The sequence below is a fragment of the Streptomyces sp. PU-14G genome, from assembly GCF_041028275.1.
Classification (GTDB): domain Bacteria; phylum Actinomycetota; class Actinomycetes; order Streptomycetales; family Streptomycetaceae; genus Streptomyces.
The window spans coordinates 1-14,448 of sequence record NZ_JASKYT010000177.1; the positions used below are offsets into that span (position 1 = coordinate 1).

At 70.0% G+C, this 14,448-nt stretch carries 6 protein-coding genes, 1 tRNA gene and 2 rRNA genes; 8 read left to right on the forward strand and 1 reads right to left on the reverse strand.

The window, feature by feature from the left end; genetic code table 11:
* From AB8Z75_RS20450 to AB8Z75_RS20470, 5 genes are all read left to right on the forward strand, one after another.
* Nucleotides 1-236: ribosomal RNA gene (locus AB8Z75_RS20450) — 23S ribosomal RNA — on the forward strand; the annotation flags it as partial.
* An 86-nt stretch (nt 237-322) separates the two neighbouring features.
* Nucleotides 323-439, forward strand: a 5S ribosomal RNA gene (gene rrf / locus AB8Z75_RS20455).
* Nucleotides 440-536: 97 nt separating this feature from the next.
* Nucleotides 537-1,223 carry a DegT/DnrJ/EryC1/StrS family aminotransferase gene (locus AB8Z75_RS20460; protein ID WP_369204051.1) on the forward strand — a complete coding sequence of 229 codons (687 nt, stop codon included), beginning with the start codon at nt 537-539 and terminating at the stop codon, nt 1,221-1,223.
* A 66-nt stretch (nt 1,224-1,289) separates the two neighbouring features.
* Nucleotides 1,290-1,499, forward strand: coding sequence for a hypothetical protein (locus tag AB8Z75_RS20465; protein ID WP_369204053.1), 210 nt, complete (start codon nt 1,290-1,292; stop codon nt 1,497-1,499).
* Nucleotides 1,490-1,562: transfer RNA gene (locus tag AB8Z75_RS20470), tRNA-Thr, on the forward strand. The genes AB8Z75_RS20465 and AB8Z75_RS20470 overlap by 10 nt, the downstream gene beginning before the upstream one ends.
* A gap of 79 nt (nt 1,563-1,641) precedes the next feature.
* Here AB8Z75_RS20470 and AB8Z75_RS20475 read toward each other — a convergent pair.
* Nucleotides 1,642-4,275, reverse strand: a complete 2,634-nt coding sequence (locus AB8Z75_RS20475) for a SpoIIE family protein phosphatase (protein ID WP_369204055.1) — start codon at nt 4,273-4,275, stop codon at nt 1,642-1,644.
* A 452-nt stretch (nt 4,276-4,727) separates the two neighbouring features.
* Here AB8Z75_RS20475 and AB8Z75_RS20480 point away from each other — a divergent pair, with 452 nt between their 5' ends.
* The 3 genes from AB8Z75_RS20480 (at nt 4,728) to AB8Z75_RS20490 (ending at nt 14,163) form a co-directional block, all read left to right on the forward strand.
* Entirely contained in the window at nt 4,728-10,352 is a 5,625-nt protein-coding gene (locus AB8Z75_RS20480) for a HAMP domain-containing protein (protein ID WP_369204057.1), read from the forward strand.
* A gap of 248 nt (nt 10,353-10,600) precedes the next feature.
* On the forward strand, nt 10,601-11,293 hold the full coding sequence (locus AB8Z75_RS20485) for a two-component system response regulator (RefSeq protein WP_369204059.1): 693 nt from the start codon (nt 10,601-10,603) through the stop codon (nt 11,291-11,293).
* A gap of 110 nt (nt 11,294-11,403) precedes the next feature.
* Nucleotides 11,404-14,163 carry a DNA translocase FtsK gene (locus AB8Z75_RS20490; RefSeq protein ID WP_369204061.1) on the forward strand — a complete coding sequence of 920 codons (2,760 nt, stop codon included), beginning with the start codon at nt 11,404-11,406 and terminating at the stop codon, nt 14,161-14,163.
* The last annotated feature ends 285 nt before the right edge of the window (nt 14,164-14,448 follow it).

The following is a 14,448-nucleotide window of genomic DNA, read 5'->3' on the forward strand; positions in this document are numbered from 1 at the left end:
CCGGGACGGACGGACCTCTGGTGTGCCAGTTGTTCTGCCAAGGGCATGGCTGGTTGGCTACGTTCGGGAAGGATAACCGCTGAAAGCATCTAAGCGGGAAGCCTGCTTCGAGATGAGGACTCCTGCCTCCTTTGAGAGGGTAAGGCTCCCTGGAGATGACGGGGTTGATAGGCCGGATCTGGAAGCCCAGTAATGGGTGGAGGTGACCGGTACTAATAGGCCGAGGGCTTGTCCATAGAGGCTCGCGTCCACTGTGTGGGTTCTGAGACAACAACCCGAGCACCCCCACGATTGGGGTTGTGCCGGTTGTGTTTCATAGTGTTTCGGTGGTCATAGCGTGAGGGAAACGCCCGGTTACATTCCGAACCCGGAAGCTAAGCCTTTCAGCGCCGATGGTACTGCATGCGGGAGCGTGTGGGAGAGTAGGACGCCGCCGAACTATACGTGAAGTCGTGGTCCCTGGACGTCAGTTCAGGGACCACGACTTTTTTGTGCGCGGTCACCGGCAGTTCATGTTGCGCCGACATCATCCGGGCATGGGTTCAACACAGTTGATCGCAGCGGGCGTACGGGCCGGTAGCGAGGTCGTGGTGCCGTCCTTCGGCGGTGCCGAGGTCGCCGAGGCCGTGCGCGAGCTCGGAGCCCGGCCTGTCTTCGCCGACATCGATGCCGACACCTACTGCCTCGCGCCCTCGTCCGTGGCTGACGTGCTGACGGCCCGGACGGCGGCCGTCGTTCCCTTGCACCTCTTCGGACGGAGCGCGGACATGGCCGCGCTGCGGAACGTCGCACAGGTCCGTGCCGTGCCCGTCGTCGAGTGGGAGCCGATGGCACGTACCGACGCGCTCGACGCGGTGCGGCGGCGGCAGTACGCCACCTACCTCGGCCGGCGGCTCAGGGGGGTGGTGGCGCCCGCGATCGTGGACGGTTGCGAGCACGCCGTCACCCGGTACGTGGTGCGGGTTCCCGGGAACGGGCGGCCCGATCGGGACGCGTTCACACAGGCGCTCAGGGCGCGGGGAGTGGAGTGCCACGTGCCGGTGAAGACCCCCGCGCACTGGATGCCCGGCCTGCGGGTGGCACGGCGGTTGCCCGTCTCCGAGCAGGCGGCGGAGGAATGTCTGGCGTTGCCGCTGTCCTCGGCCATGAGCAAGCGCGAACTGCACCAGGTGGTCTCGGCGTGCAATGCACTCGGCGGGCTCCTGCGCGAACGGGCGTCATGACGCCGCTCTCCGCTGGGAGTGAGTTTCCCCTGGTGCTGTGAACTACTCGTGTCGAACGAACTACTCGTGTCGATCCGCGATCCGCGATCCGCGATCGGCACGCACGCCGCGGCGGCCCGCGCGCACTTCGCGGCGGTCCACGCGCACTTCGCGGCGGTCCGCGCGCACTTCGCGGCGGTCCACGCGCACTTCGTGACGGCCCGCGACGGACGTCAGCCGGTCGAGGGCGAAGCCGCGCATGGGGTAAGATCTTCACCGCTGACCGCGCCCCAATAGCTCAGTCGGCAGAGCGTCTCCATGGTAAGGAGAAGGTCAACGGTTCGATTCCGTTTTGGGGCTCTCCGTAAGCAGTGTGAAGGCCCCCGTCGGGAGACGGGGGCCTTCGTCTTGTCTGCTGCGGCTGCGACGCCGGGGCGGCTTACTCCGGGACCCGCATGGCCAGGATGGCCATGTCGTCCGAGGGCGCGTCGCTCGCGAAGCGTTCCACCGCGCGCATGATGCGCGCCGCGACGGCTCCCGCGTTCAGGCCCGTGCAGGTGGCGAGCACATCGGCCAGGCCGTCATCACCGAGCATGCGGGTGCCCTCGCGGCGTTCGGTGACGCCGTCCGTGACGCACAGCAGGACGTCGCCGGGGTCGAGCGTGACGGTCTGCTCGTACAGTTCCAGGTCTTCGATGACGCCCAGGAGGGGCTGCGGGTCGGCGGCCGGCTCGACGGTGCCGTCCTGGCGCAGTCGCAGCGGCAGGGGATGTCCCGCGCACACGACCTTCAGTTGTGCGCTGCCGTCCTCCTGGGGACGCATTTCGCCGTACAGGAGCGTGAGGAAGCGGCTGCGCGCGCCCTCCTCGAGAATGGCGGCGTTGAGGCGCTGCAGCACCATGGGGCCGCCGAGGCCCTCGCGGGCCAACAGGCGCAGCGCGTGCCGGGCCAGCCCGGTGACGGCCGCGGCCTCGGGGCCTGTGCCGCAGACGTCGCCGATGGCGAAGCCGTAGGTGCCGTCCGCGATCTCGAACAGGTCGTAGAAGTCGCCGCCGACCTCGTTGCCCTCGCCGGCCGCTCGATAGATGACCTCGCGTTCGATACCGCCTTCCACCTCGGGCAGTTCGGGTGGCAGGAGGCTGCGCTGGAGCGACTGGCTGATGGCCGTGCGCTCGGAGTAGAGGCGGGCGTTGTCCAGGGCGAGGGCGGCCCTGCGGGAGAGGTCCTCGGCCAGCTCCAGGATCTCCTGGCGGAAGCGCTCGTCGGTCGGTTTGCCGAGGGTCAGCATGCCGATGACGCGGTTGCGTGCCACCAGGGGCAGGATGACGGTCTCTCCGCCGACGGCCGCGGCCGTCGCGAGGGTGGTGCCGGAGGACAGGTGCTGGTCCTCGCCGCTGAGTGTGACGTTGCGCAGGGAGGTGCGCAGCGCGGCGGAGTGCGCGGCCTCGGACGGCGCGGTCCACACGCGGGCGCCCGGGGTGGGCACGGGCTCGGGCGGCTCCACCTTGGCGAGCAGCGCCTTGAGGTTGTCGATGCGGTCCTCGTCCTCGTGCAGGACGTAGGAGAGCTTGGGCTCCGAGCCCTGGTCGGCGACGGTGTAGACGGCGCACCAGGTGGCCAGGGTGGGCACCGTCATCTGCGCCATGAGGGCGAGGGTCTGGTCGCGGTCGAGGGTGCCGGCCAGCAGGTCGGACGCCTCGACGAGGAAGGAGAGCGAGCCGCGGCGCAGCCGCTCCAGCTCGGTGAGGCGGGCGCGTTCGACGGCGAGCGCGATGCGGTCGGCGGCGAACTGGAGGCGCAGCGCCTCCTCGTTGGTGTAACGTCCCGCTCCCTCGGTGGCGACTCCGAGGGAGCCGGTGAGCCGGCCCTCGACCTTGAGGGGGACGGTGACCACCGAGCGCATGCCGGTGCCGTCGAGGAGGGGAGCGGCGCCGGGGACGACGGTCAGGTCCTCGTGGACGGAGGGCATCCGGGCCGATCCGTAGCGGCCACTGCCGGTCTCCACGGGCACGCGGGCGAAGCGCTGGCGCGCCGAGGGCAGCCCTGTGGAGGCGCGGACCTCCAGCTCCGTCTCGTCGTCGGTGGCCAGCAGGAGGTAGGCGGCGTCGCCGTCGAGCATGTCGCGGGCGCGCTCCACGGTGCGTTGCAGGAGCCCGTCGAGGTCGTCGGGGGCGGGGGAGCCGATGAAGACCTCGAACGGGTCTGCGGAGGACTGCTCCTGGGAGTCCTGGGCGGTGCCGGTGCTGTCGTGTGCGGGCAGGCGGGGCGGGGACTGGAGGATGGCGCGTTCCTGCTCGCGGACCAGCAGGCAGACGGTGGAGGGCTCGCCGTCGCTGTCTCGTACGCGCAGGTGGGAGGCGTAGACGGGGACGGTCCTGCCGTCGGAGCCGCGCATGCCGTAGGAGCCCTCCCAGCGGGAGAGGCGCAGGGCTTCGGCGATGCCCGTCCCGGTGCCGGGGGTGTGGGGCCAGGCGGCGAAGTCGGTGAGCGGTTTGCCGACGACCTGCTCGGCGGGGTAGTCGAACAGGTCGGTGGCGTCCTCGTTCCAGGAGCTGATGGAGCCGCTGCGGTCCACCTGGATCACGGCGACGCGGACGCGGGTGTCGGTGACCGGGAGTGCGGTGTCGGGCAGCGCGGGTCCTGCGGTGCGGGTGCCGACCGGGCGCTCGGGCAGATCGAGGCGGAACCAGACGCGCTTGTCGGAGGCCGTGTAGTCGACTCCCCAGCGGGTGGCGAGGGCGGCGCACAGGAGCAGCCCGCGGCCCCCTTCACGGTCGGGTCCCGCGGGCTGCGGGTGGGTTTCCTGGAGCGGCAGCTCGCGCTCGGGATAGCGGTCGACGACCTCGACGCGTACGCCGTCCTCGTCCCGCAGGCACAGCACCTCGGCGGCCGTACCGGCGTGCACCACGGCGTTGGTGACCAGCTCGCTGGTCAGGACGACGGCGTCGTCGACGATGTCGCCCAGACCCCACCCCTGGAGGGTGTCGCGCACGAAGCCGCGGGCGGTGGCGACGGAGCGGCCGACCGGTTCGAAGGTGGCGGCGGCTCGCGCGGTGATCACTGGTCTCCCCATGGACGTCCTGTCGGCCAGGCGCACTGGTGTGCGCTGCGCGGCCAGGGCCGCGACGGTGCTCGCATCTTCCCTCGGGCTGCCCTGTGAGCCACCGGCCCCCGGCGGGACCCCCGTGGGAGAGCCCGCCCGCTCGGCGCTTTGTTCCTGCGTCACCGCAGCGCCCCTCCGTCGCCCGTCGTACTCACACCGCTGCCCCCTGCTTCACGTCCCCTACCCGGCGGACCCGGCGGAGCACCCGCCGGTACGGGGGTGAACGGACAGCCGGGTGCCAGGTTACTTACGTATCCCTGGCGCGTGGCTGCCGGATGCGGGTGTTTTCCCCGGGCGGCCCGCGACGACGTGCGGTATGCCATGCTGCCGAACTGTTATCGCCGGGTTCGGACAGGGTGAAACACTGGGAAGGCTCGGAGTACAACGGCCCGGGCAAGGACGGTCGACCCGCAGGAGGGGCAGTGGAGTCTGGCGCAACCGCGCGTAGCGGCAACACGCGCGCGAAGGGCGGACGGTCCCGGAGGAGCGGAACGGTCGAGGTCGACGCCGCCGCACTGAACCGGCTGCTTGGCGCGCTCACGGCCATGCGGGACGGCAATTTCCGTCGCCGGCTCACCGTCACGGGCGAGGGGCCGATGGCCGAGATCTCCGCTGTCTTCAACGAGGTCGCGGACCAGAACCTGCATCTGACGGGTGAGCTGTCACGGGTGCGGCGCGTGGTGGGACGTGAGGGGAAACTCACAGAGCGGCTGCAGACCGGTGCCTGCGAGGGCTCCTGGGCGTCGGCGATCGACGCGGCGAACGCGCTGGTGGACGACCTGGTGTGGCCCGTCTCCGAGGTCGGCAGGGTGCTGACGGCGGTCGCGGACGGTGACCTGGAACAGCGCATGGACCTGCGCTCGCGCGGCTCCGAGGGCGGCGGGCATCCGCTGCGCGGCGAGTTCCTGCGGGTCGGCCGTACGGTCAACGGCCTGGTGGACCAGCTCTCGGCGTTCACGGACGAGGTGACGCGGGTCGCCCGCGAGGTGGGCACCGAGGGGAAGCTGGGCGGTCAGGCGCGGGTGCGCGGGATGTCCGGCTCGTGGAAGGACCTGACGGACTCGGTCAACACCATGGCGTCGCGGCTGACGGCGCAGGTGCGGGACATCGCGCTGGTGACCACGGCGGTCGCGAAGGGCGATCTGTCACGCAAGGTGACCGTGCATGTCGAAGGGGAGATGCTGGAGCTGAAGAACACCGTCAACACGATGGTGGACCAGCTCTCCTCCTTCCAGTCCGAGGTCAACCGGGTCGCCCGCGAGGTGGGCGTCGAGGGGGAGCTGGGCGGTCAGGCGCGGGTGCAGGGCGTGGCCGGCGTGTGGAAGGACCTGACGGACTCCGTCAACCTGATGGCGGGCAACCTCACCTCCCAGGTGCGCGAGATCGCCCAGGTGACGACGGCGGTCGCGAACGGCGACCTGTCGCAGAAGATCACCGTGAACGCCCGCGGTGAGGTGGCGCAGCTCGCCGAGACGATCAACGCGATGACGGACACGCTGCGCACGCTCGCGGACGAGGTGACGCGGGCGGCCAGCGAGGTGGGCACCGACGGGGTGCTCGGGGGGCAGGCGGCCGTGCCGGGCGCCGCGGGGATCTGGAAGGACCTGACGGACTCGGTCAACACGGCGTTCCGCAACCTGACGGCGCAGGTGCGGGACATCGCGCAGGTGACGACGGCGGTGGCCAACGGCGACCTGTCGCAGAAGGTCACCGTGGACGTCGCGGGCGAGATGCTGGAGCTGAAGAACACCGTCAACACGATGGTCGACCAGCTCTCCGCGTTCGGCGCCGAGGTGACGCGGGTGGCGCGTGAGGTCGGCGTCGAGGGAACGCTGGGCGGTCAGGCGGCCGTGCCGGGCGCGGCAGGCACCTGGAAGGACCTGACGGACTCGGTCAACACGGCGTTCCGCAACCTGACGGGCCAGGTGCGCAACATCGCGCAGGTGACGACGGCGGTGGCCAACGGCGACCTGTCGCAGAAGGTCACCGTGGACGTCTCCGGCGAGATGCAGGAGCTGAAGAACACCGTCAACACGATGGTCGACCAGCTCTCGTCCTTCGCCGAGCAGGTCACCCGGATGGCCAGGGACGTGGGCACGGAGGGCCGGCTGGGCGGCCAGGCCCGGGTGGACGGCGTCTCGGGTACGTGGAAGGACCTGACGAACTCCGTCAACTTCATGGCGAACAACCTCACCTCACAGGTGCGGCAGATCGCGCAGGTGACGACGGCGGTGGCCCGCGGTGACCTGTCGCAGAAGATCGAGGTGGACGCCCGGGGCGAGATCCTGGAGCTGAAGAACACCATCAACACGATGGTCGACCAGCTGTCCGCCTTCGCCGACCAGGTCACCAGGGTGGCCCGGGAGGTGGGTACGGAGGGCCGGCTGGGCGGTCAGGCGCAGGTGCCGGGGGTGGCCGGTGTCTGGCGTGACCTGACGGACTCCGTCAACGGCATGGCGGGGAACCTGACCGGCCAGGTGCGCAACATCTCGCAGGTGGCCACGGCGGTGGCCCGCGGTGACCTGTCGCAGAAGATCGAGGTGGACGCCCGGGGCGAGATCCTGGAGCTGAAGACGACGCTGAACACGATGGTCGACCAGCTCTCCTCGTTCGCCGAGGAGGTCACCCGCGTGGCCCGTGAGGTGGGCACAGAGGGCATTCTGGGCGGCCAGGCGGAGGTCAAGGGTGTCTCGGGCACCTGGAAGGACCTCACGCAGTCGGTGAACTTCATGGCGAACAACCTGACCAGTCAGGTGCGCAACATCGCCGAGGTCACCACGGCGGTCGCGCAGGGCGACCTGTCGAAGAAGATCACCGTGGATGCCAAGGGCGAGGTGCTGGCCCTGGTGACCACGGTCAACACCATGGTGGACACGCTCTCCTCGTTCGCCGAGCAGGTCACGCGGGTGGCCCGTGAGGTGGGCACCGAGGGCCAGTTGGGCGGTCAGGCGCGGGTGCGTGACGTGTCGGGGATCTGGAAGGACCTGACCGACAACGTCAACATCATGGCCAACAACCTCACCAATCAGGTGCGCAACATCTCGCAGGTCGCCACGGCGGTCGCGGGCGGCGACCTGACCAAGAAGGTGACCGTGGAGGCCAGCGGCGAGGTCGCGCAGCTCGCGGACACGGTCAACACGATGGTCACCACGCTGTCCTCGTTCGCCGAACAGGTCACCAGGGTCGCCCGCGAGGTCGGCACGGACGGTGTGCTGGGCGGCCAGGCACGCGTCCAGGGCGTGGCCGGTACGTGGAAGGACCTGACGGAGTCGGTGAACTCCATGGCGTCCAACCTGACCGGACAGGTGCGGCAGATCGCGATGGTGACGACCGCCATCGCCAAGGGCGATCTGACCAAGAAGATCGACATCGAGGCGAACGGGGAGATCCTCCAGCTCAAGACGACCATCAACACGATGGTCGACCAGCTCTCCACGTTCGCCGAGCAGGTCACCCAGGTGGCCCGTGAGGTGGGTACCGAGGGCCAGTTGGGCGGCCAGGCGCGGGTGCCGGGGGTGGCGGGCACCTGGAAGGACCTGACGGACTCCGTCAACGAGATGGCGGCCAACCTCACCCGTCAGGTGCGGGCGATCGCCGACGTGGCCACCGCGGTGACCCGGGGCGACCACAACGTGCGCATCGACGTCGACGCGGCCGGCGAGATCCTGGAACTCCAGGGCTACATCAACACGATGATCGCCAACCTGCGCGACACCACGCAGACCAACCAGGAGCAGGACTGGCTCAAGGGCAACCTGGCGCGGATCTCCGGCCTGATGCAGGGCCGCCGCGACCTGCGTGACGTCGCCGGGCTCATCATGAGCGAGCTGACGCCGGTCGTCTCGGCGCAGCACGGCGCCTTCTTCGTCGCCCTTCCCCAGGGCACGCCCGAGGGCGCCGGGGGCGTGGGCGCGGGGCCGGGCGAGAACGGCTCGTACGAGCTGCGGATGCTGGGCAGCTACGGCTACTCGACGGACACCATGCCCACCTCCTTCCTGCCGGGCGAGTCCCTGATCGGGACGGCCGCCGAGGAGAAGCGCACCATCGAGATGGGCAACGTCCCGTCCGGGTACCTGAAGATCTCCTCGGGTCTCGGCGAGGCACCGCCCGCGCACCTGGTGGTGCTCCCGGTCATCTTCGAGGGGACGGTGCTCGGCGTGATCGAGCTGGCGTCCTTCCAGCCGTTCGGGCAGATCCACAAGGACTTCCTGAACCAGATCGCGGAGATGATCGCGACCAGCGTCAACACCATCAGCGTCAACATGCGCACCGAGCGGCTGCTGGAGCAGTCGCAGGAGCTGACCTCGCAGCTGCGGGACCGCTCGGCGGAGCTGGAGAACCGGCAGAAGGCGCTCCAGGAGTCGAACGCGGCGCTGGAGGAGAAGGCCGAGCAGCTCGCCCAGACCAACAGCGACATCGAGATCAAGAACCGGGAGATCGAGGAGGCGCGGCAGGTTCTGGAGGAGCGTGCGGAGCAGCTGTCCGTCTCGATGCGCTACAAGTCGGAGTTCATGGCCAACATGTCGCACGAGCTGCGCACCCCGCTCAACTCGCTGCTGATCCTGGCCAAGCTGCTGGCGGACAACGCGGAGAGCAACCTGACGCCCAAGCAGGTCGAGTTCGCCGAGACGATCCACGGCGCGGGTTCCGACCTGCTCCAGCTGATCAACGACATCCTCGACCTGTCGAAGGTCGAGGCGGGCAGGATGGACGTCAGTCCGACGCGGATCGCCCTGGTGCAGCTGGTGGACTACGTGGAGGCCACCTTCCGTCCCCTGACGGTCGAGAAGGGCCTGGACTTCTCGGTGAGCGTCTCGCCCGAACTCCCGGCCACCCTCCACACCGACGAGCAGCGGCTGCTGCAGGTGCTGCGCAACCTGCTGTCCAACGCGGTGAAGTTCACCGACAGCGGCGCCGTCGAGCTGGTGATCCGTTCGGCCCGCTCCGACGTGCCGGACGCGATCCGCGAGCTGATGCTGGAGAACGGTTCGCTGCGGGACCCGGACGCGGAGCTGGTCGCCTTCTCGGTCACCGACACCGGTATCGGTATCGCGCAGAGCAAGATGCGGGTCATCTTCGAGGCGTTCAAGCAGGCGGACGGCACCACGTCCCGCAAGTACGGCGGCACGGGGCTCGGGCTGTCCATCAGCCGGGAGATCGCCCGGCTGCTCGGCGGTGAGATCTTCGCGGCGAGCGAGCCGGGCCGCGGCTCGACGTTCACGCTGTACCTGCCGCTGCACCCGAGCGAGCTGCCGCCGCAGGGGTACGCGCAGCTTCCGGCCGGCGGCGCGGCCACCACGGCCCTGCCCGAGCTGGGGGCGGGCACCGCCTCCGGCGCCCCCGGCGAGCCCGCAGGCGGCGGTGAGGAGCCCGGGTCCTGGCAGGTGCCGGGCGGCCCGCAGTTGACGGCCGAGGAGGCCGCGCACACGCTGGCGGACCGGCGCAGGCTGCGGGACGCGAGCGGGCAGGCGCAGCCCGAACTGCCGCCGGAGGCCCAGCCGGCCGCGCCGCAGTCGTCGGGCGGCGCGGTCGCGGGCCGGGCACCCGCTGAGCAGCAGGGCGGCGCGGTGGACGAGACCGAGCAGGCAGTGGAGCCGTCCGGCGGGGCCCAGGCGGCTCCCCAGGAGGGCCAGGAGGCGCCGGCCGCGGGCGCGGGGGGCGTGAGCGACCTGGCGGGCCGCAAGGTCCTGATCGTCGACGACGACATCCGCAACGTCTTCGCGCTGACCAGCGTGCTGGAGCAGCACGGCCTGCAGGTGCTCTACGCGGAGAACGGCCGTGAGGGCATCGAGGTGCTCGAGCAGCACGACGACGCGGCCGTGGTGCTGATGGACATCATGATGCCGGAGATGGACGGCTACGCCACGACGGCGGCGATCCGCAAGATGCCGCAGTTCGCGGGGCTGCCCATCATCGCGCTGACCGCCAAGGCGATGAAGGGCGACCGGGAGAAGAGCATCGAGTCGGGCGCCTCGGACTACGTCACCAAGCCGGTGGACACCGATCACCTGCTGTCCGTCATGCGGCGGTGGATCAACGGCGGGTGAATGTGGCACCGTGTCGCTGAGGACCACGTGCTGACTCACTGTGGTCAAAAGCGTGTGGCGACACGGTAAACGGGGAACCTTTTGGTCCCCTGGGGCGTTTCTGCTACGTGCACAGTGACATCACGGTGACAGGGTGTGGTGGACCGCAGGGTGCGGCTACCATGACCGGCACAAGGACGGGCGGCGGCGACAGAGAGCCGCTCCCAGGGGCGGCGTCCGAGAGGCTGCCGGGGCGAGGAGGACGGGCCATGGTGCAGAAGGCCAAGATCCTCCTGGTCGATGACCGGCCGGAGAATCTGCTGGCGCTGGAGGCCATTCTCTCCGCGCTCGATCAGACGCTGGTGCGGGCATCGTCAGGGGAGGAAGCGCTCAAAGCGCTGTTGACCGACGATTTCGCGGTCATTCTGCTGGATGTCCAGATGCCGGGCATGGACGGCTTCGAGACAGCCGCGCATATCAAGCGCCGCGAGCGCACCCGCGACATCCCGATCATCTTCCTCACGGCCATCAACCACGGTCCGCACCACACCTTCCGCGGCTACGCCGCGGGCGCGGTCGACTACATCTCCAAGCCGTTCGACCCCTGGGTGCTCCGGGCGAAGGTCTCCGTCTTCGTGGACTTGTACATGAAGAACGTGCAGTTGCGCGAGCAGGCGTCGTTGCTCCGGGTCCAGTTGGAGGGCAACGGCGGCCGGCAGACGGAGCCGTCCGAGGACGGCGGCGAGGCCCCAGGCCTGCTGGTCGAGCTGTCGGCGCGGCTCGCGGCCGTCGAAGAGCAGGCCGAGGCGCTGACCAAGCAGTTGGGCGACTCGGCTGACGCCGCGACAGCCGCTACCGCCACCCACCTGGAGCGCAAACTCGCCGGGCTGCGCCGGGCACTTGACGCCCTGGAGCCCGGCACGGATGGCGACCCCTCGCCCCAGGTGCCCTCCCAGAACTGACGGTGCTCGGCGAGGCTGTCCGCTCCGCCTGACGGCGCGACACCTGCGGGCACCTCAGTTGCCCCCGGTCATCCGTGCCTCCCGTGCCCGGCACAGGTAACCTCGCACCTATGGCCTCACGCGCGTCGGGAACAGGGAAGGCAGCCAAGAAGGCGCCCGCGAAGAAGGCTGCCCCGAAGGCAGCCAAAGCGGCCCCGGCGAAGAAGGCACCTGCCAAGAAGGCGCCCGCGAAGAAGGCCGCGGCCAAGCCGCCCAAGGGCAAGGCGAAGGCCGCGCCGTCCCCCACCAGCGGTGTCCTGAAGGTGTTGAAGGCGTGCTGGCTGGGGCTGGCGCACGCCGTCGCCGGGGTCTTCCGCGGGATAGGGCGCAGCGGCAAGGCGCTGGATCCGGCACACCGCAAGGACGGGCTCGCCCTGCTGCTGCTGGGTTTCGCGCTGGTCGTGGCCGCGGGGACCTGGTCCAATCTGCAGGGCCCGGTCGGCGACCTGGTGGAGATGCTGGTGACCGGCGCCTTCGGGCGCCTGGATCTGCTGGTGCCGATACTGTTCGCGGGGATGGCCGTACGGCTGTTCCGGCATCCGGAGAAGCCGGAGGCCAACGGTCGCATCGTCATCGGGCTTTCGGCGCTGGTCCTCGGAGTGCTGGGGCTTGTCCACCTCGGCTGCGGGGCGCCGGGCAGAGACGCGGGGGGCGACGCGCTGCGGGACGCGGGCGGTCTGATCGGCTGGGCCGTGTCCCGGCCGCTGATCTTCACCGTCGGCGAGATGCTGGCGGTGGCGCTTCTCGTCCTCGTCACCGTCTTCGGCTTGCTCGTGGTGACGGCCACACCGGTCAACGCGATCCCGCAGCGGCTGCACGCCGCCGGGGTGCGGCTGGGCGTCGTACAGCCGGTGCCCGGTTACGACTACGACGTCGAGGACGAGGAGGAGACGTCCCGTCCGTCCCGGCGCGCCCACAGCATGCGTAAGGAGCAGATCGAGCCGGCCCTCGCGGAGAAGGAGGCTCTCGACCGCCGTCGGGCCTCCCGCAAGGGCAAGCGAGGTGCCGGCACGCAGCAGCCGTTGCCGGGCAGCGAGGCGGAGGCCGGGGCCGAACGCACGCTGGACGCTGTCGATGTGGCGGCGGCTGCCGCCGCGTCGCTGGACGGGGCCGTGGTCAACGGCATCCAGCCCTCACCGGTGGTCGCCGACCTGACGAGCTCGGTGGCCAGGTCACGCGGCAAGGGGCGCCGCGACGCGTCCGGTGGGGCCACGGTGCCGGGGGCGCGGGACGAGTCCGCGGGCGGCGGTGGCGAGGAGTCCACCGAGCGCACCCCCGTCCCGGACCTGACCAAGGCACCCTCGCCGCCCGAACCCACCGAGCTTCCGACGCGTGCCGAGCAGCTCCAGCTCGCCGGGGACATCACCTACTCGCTGCCGTCGCTGGACCTGCTGGAGAGGGGCGGCCCCGGGCGTTCCCGCAGTGAGGTCAACGACCAGGTGGTGGCGTCCCTGACGACCGTCTTCACCGAGTTCAAGGTCGACGCCGCCGTCACCGGCTTCACCCGCGGTCCGACGGTCACCCGCTACGAGATCGAGCTGGGCCCCGGCGTGAAGGTCGAGAAGATCACGGCGCTGGCCAAGAACATCGCGTACGCCGTCGCCAGCCCGGACGTGCGGATCATCAACCCGATCCCCGGCAAGTCCGCGGTCGGCATCGAGATCCCCAACAGCGACCGCGAGATGGTCAACCTCGGTGACGTGCTGCGCTCCGCCGCGTCGATGGAGGAGGACCACCCGCTGCTGGTCGGGCTCGGCAAGGACGTGGAGGGCGGTTACGTCTCGGCCAACCTGGCGAAGATGCCGCACGTCCTGGTCGCGGGTGCCACGGGTTCCGGTAAGTCGTCCTGCATCAACTGTCTGATCACCTCGGTGATGGTCCGGGCCACGCCGGAGGACGTGCGGTTGGTGCTGGTCGACCCCAAGCGGGTGGAGCTGACCGCCTACGAGGGCATCCCGCACCTGATCACGCCGATCATCACGAACCCGAAGAAGGCCGCCGAGGCGCTCCAGTGGGTCGTGCGCGAGATGGACCTGCGCTACGACGACCTGGCGGCGTTCGGATTCCGCCACATCGACGACTTCAACGAGGCGGTGCGGGCCGGGCGGGTCACGGCGCCCGAGGGCAGCGAGCGGGAGCTGGCGCCCTATCCGTACCTGCTGGTGATCGTCGACGAGCTGGCGGACCTGATGATGGTGGCCCCGCGCGACGTCGAGGACGCGATCGTGCGGATCACCCAGCTGGCGCGGGCCGCGGGCATCCACCTGGTGCTCGCCACCCAGCGGCCCTCGGTGGACGTGGTCACCGGTCTGATCAAGGCGAACGTGCCCTCGCGCCTCGGCTTCTCCACCTCCTCCCTGGCCGACAGCCGCGTCATCCTGGACCAGGCGGGCGCCGAGAAGCTGATCGGCAAGGGCGACGGCCTCTTCCTCCCGATGGGCGCCAGCAAGCCGACCCGCATGCAGGGTGCCTACGTCAGCGAGCAGGAGATCCACGGCGTCGTCGAGCACTGCAAGGCGCAGATGGCGCCCGTCTTCCGGGACGACGTCACGGTGGGGCAGAGCAAGAAGAAGGAGATCGACGAGGAGATCGGCGACGACATGGACCTGCTCTGCCAGGCGGCGGAGCTGGTCGTGACGACTCAGTTCGGTTCCACCTCGATGCTCCAGCGCAAGCTGCGGGTCGGTTTCGCGAAGGCCGGGCGGCTGATGGACCTGATGGAGTCGCGGGGCGTGGTGGGCCCCAGCGAGGGGTCCAAGGCCCGGGACGTCCTGATCAAGCCGGACGAGTTGGACGGGATGCTGACGACGATCCGCGGCGGCGGGGAGTAGCGGACCGCGGACGGGGAACCGGGGGGTTTGCCGCCCCGCCCATCGCCGCCCCGCTCTGTCGCCCCCTCGGTGCGGCGGTGCTGCACTCGGCGGACACCTCGCTCACTCGAAAGGACGAGCGAGGCAACCGTTTCCGTGGTCCGTACGTCAAGTTGAGGGAAAGAGACCGCGACGGCGCCCCCGTGCGCCGATGCGCGCTGGTTTTCTCCACCGTCTTGACGCCGTATGCGGCCCCTGCATATGGCGTACAAAGTCGTTCCGCCCGCTTGCCCCACCCTTTTGCCC

What these genes read in the sequence shown, in the direction of transcription:
- AB8Z75_RS20460 (WP_369204051.1), top strand. Translation starts at nt 537, where the DNA reads ATGGGTTCAACACAGTTGATCGCAGCGGGCGTACGGGCCGGTAGCGAG.
- AB8Z75_RS20475 (WP_369204055.1), bottom strand. Translation starts at nt 4,275, where the DNA reads ATGGGGAGACCAGTGATCACCGCGCGAGCCGCCGCCACCTTCGAACCG.
- AB8Z75_RS20485 (WP_369204059.1), top strand. Translation starts at nt 10,601, where the DNA reads ATGGTGCAGAAGGCCAAGATCCTCCTGGTCGATGACCGGCCGGAGAAT.
- AB8Z75_RS20490 (WP_369204061.1), top strand. Translation starts at nt 11,404, where the DNA reads ATGGCCTCACGCGCGTCGGGAACAGGGAAGGCAGCCAAGAAGGCGCCC.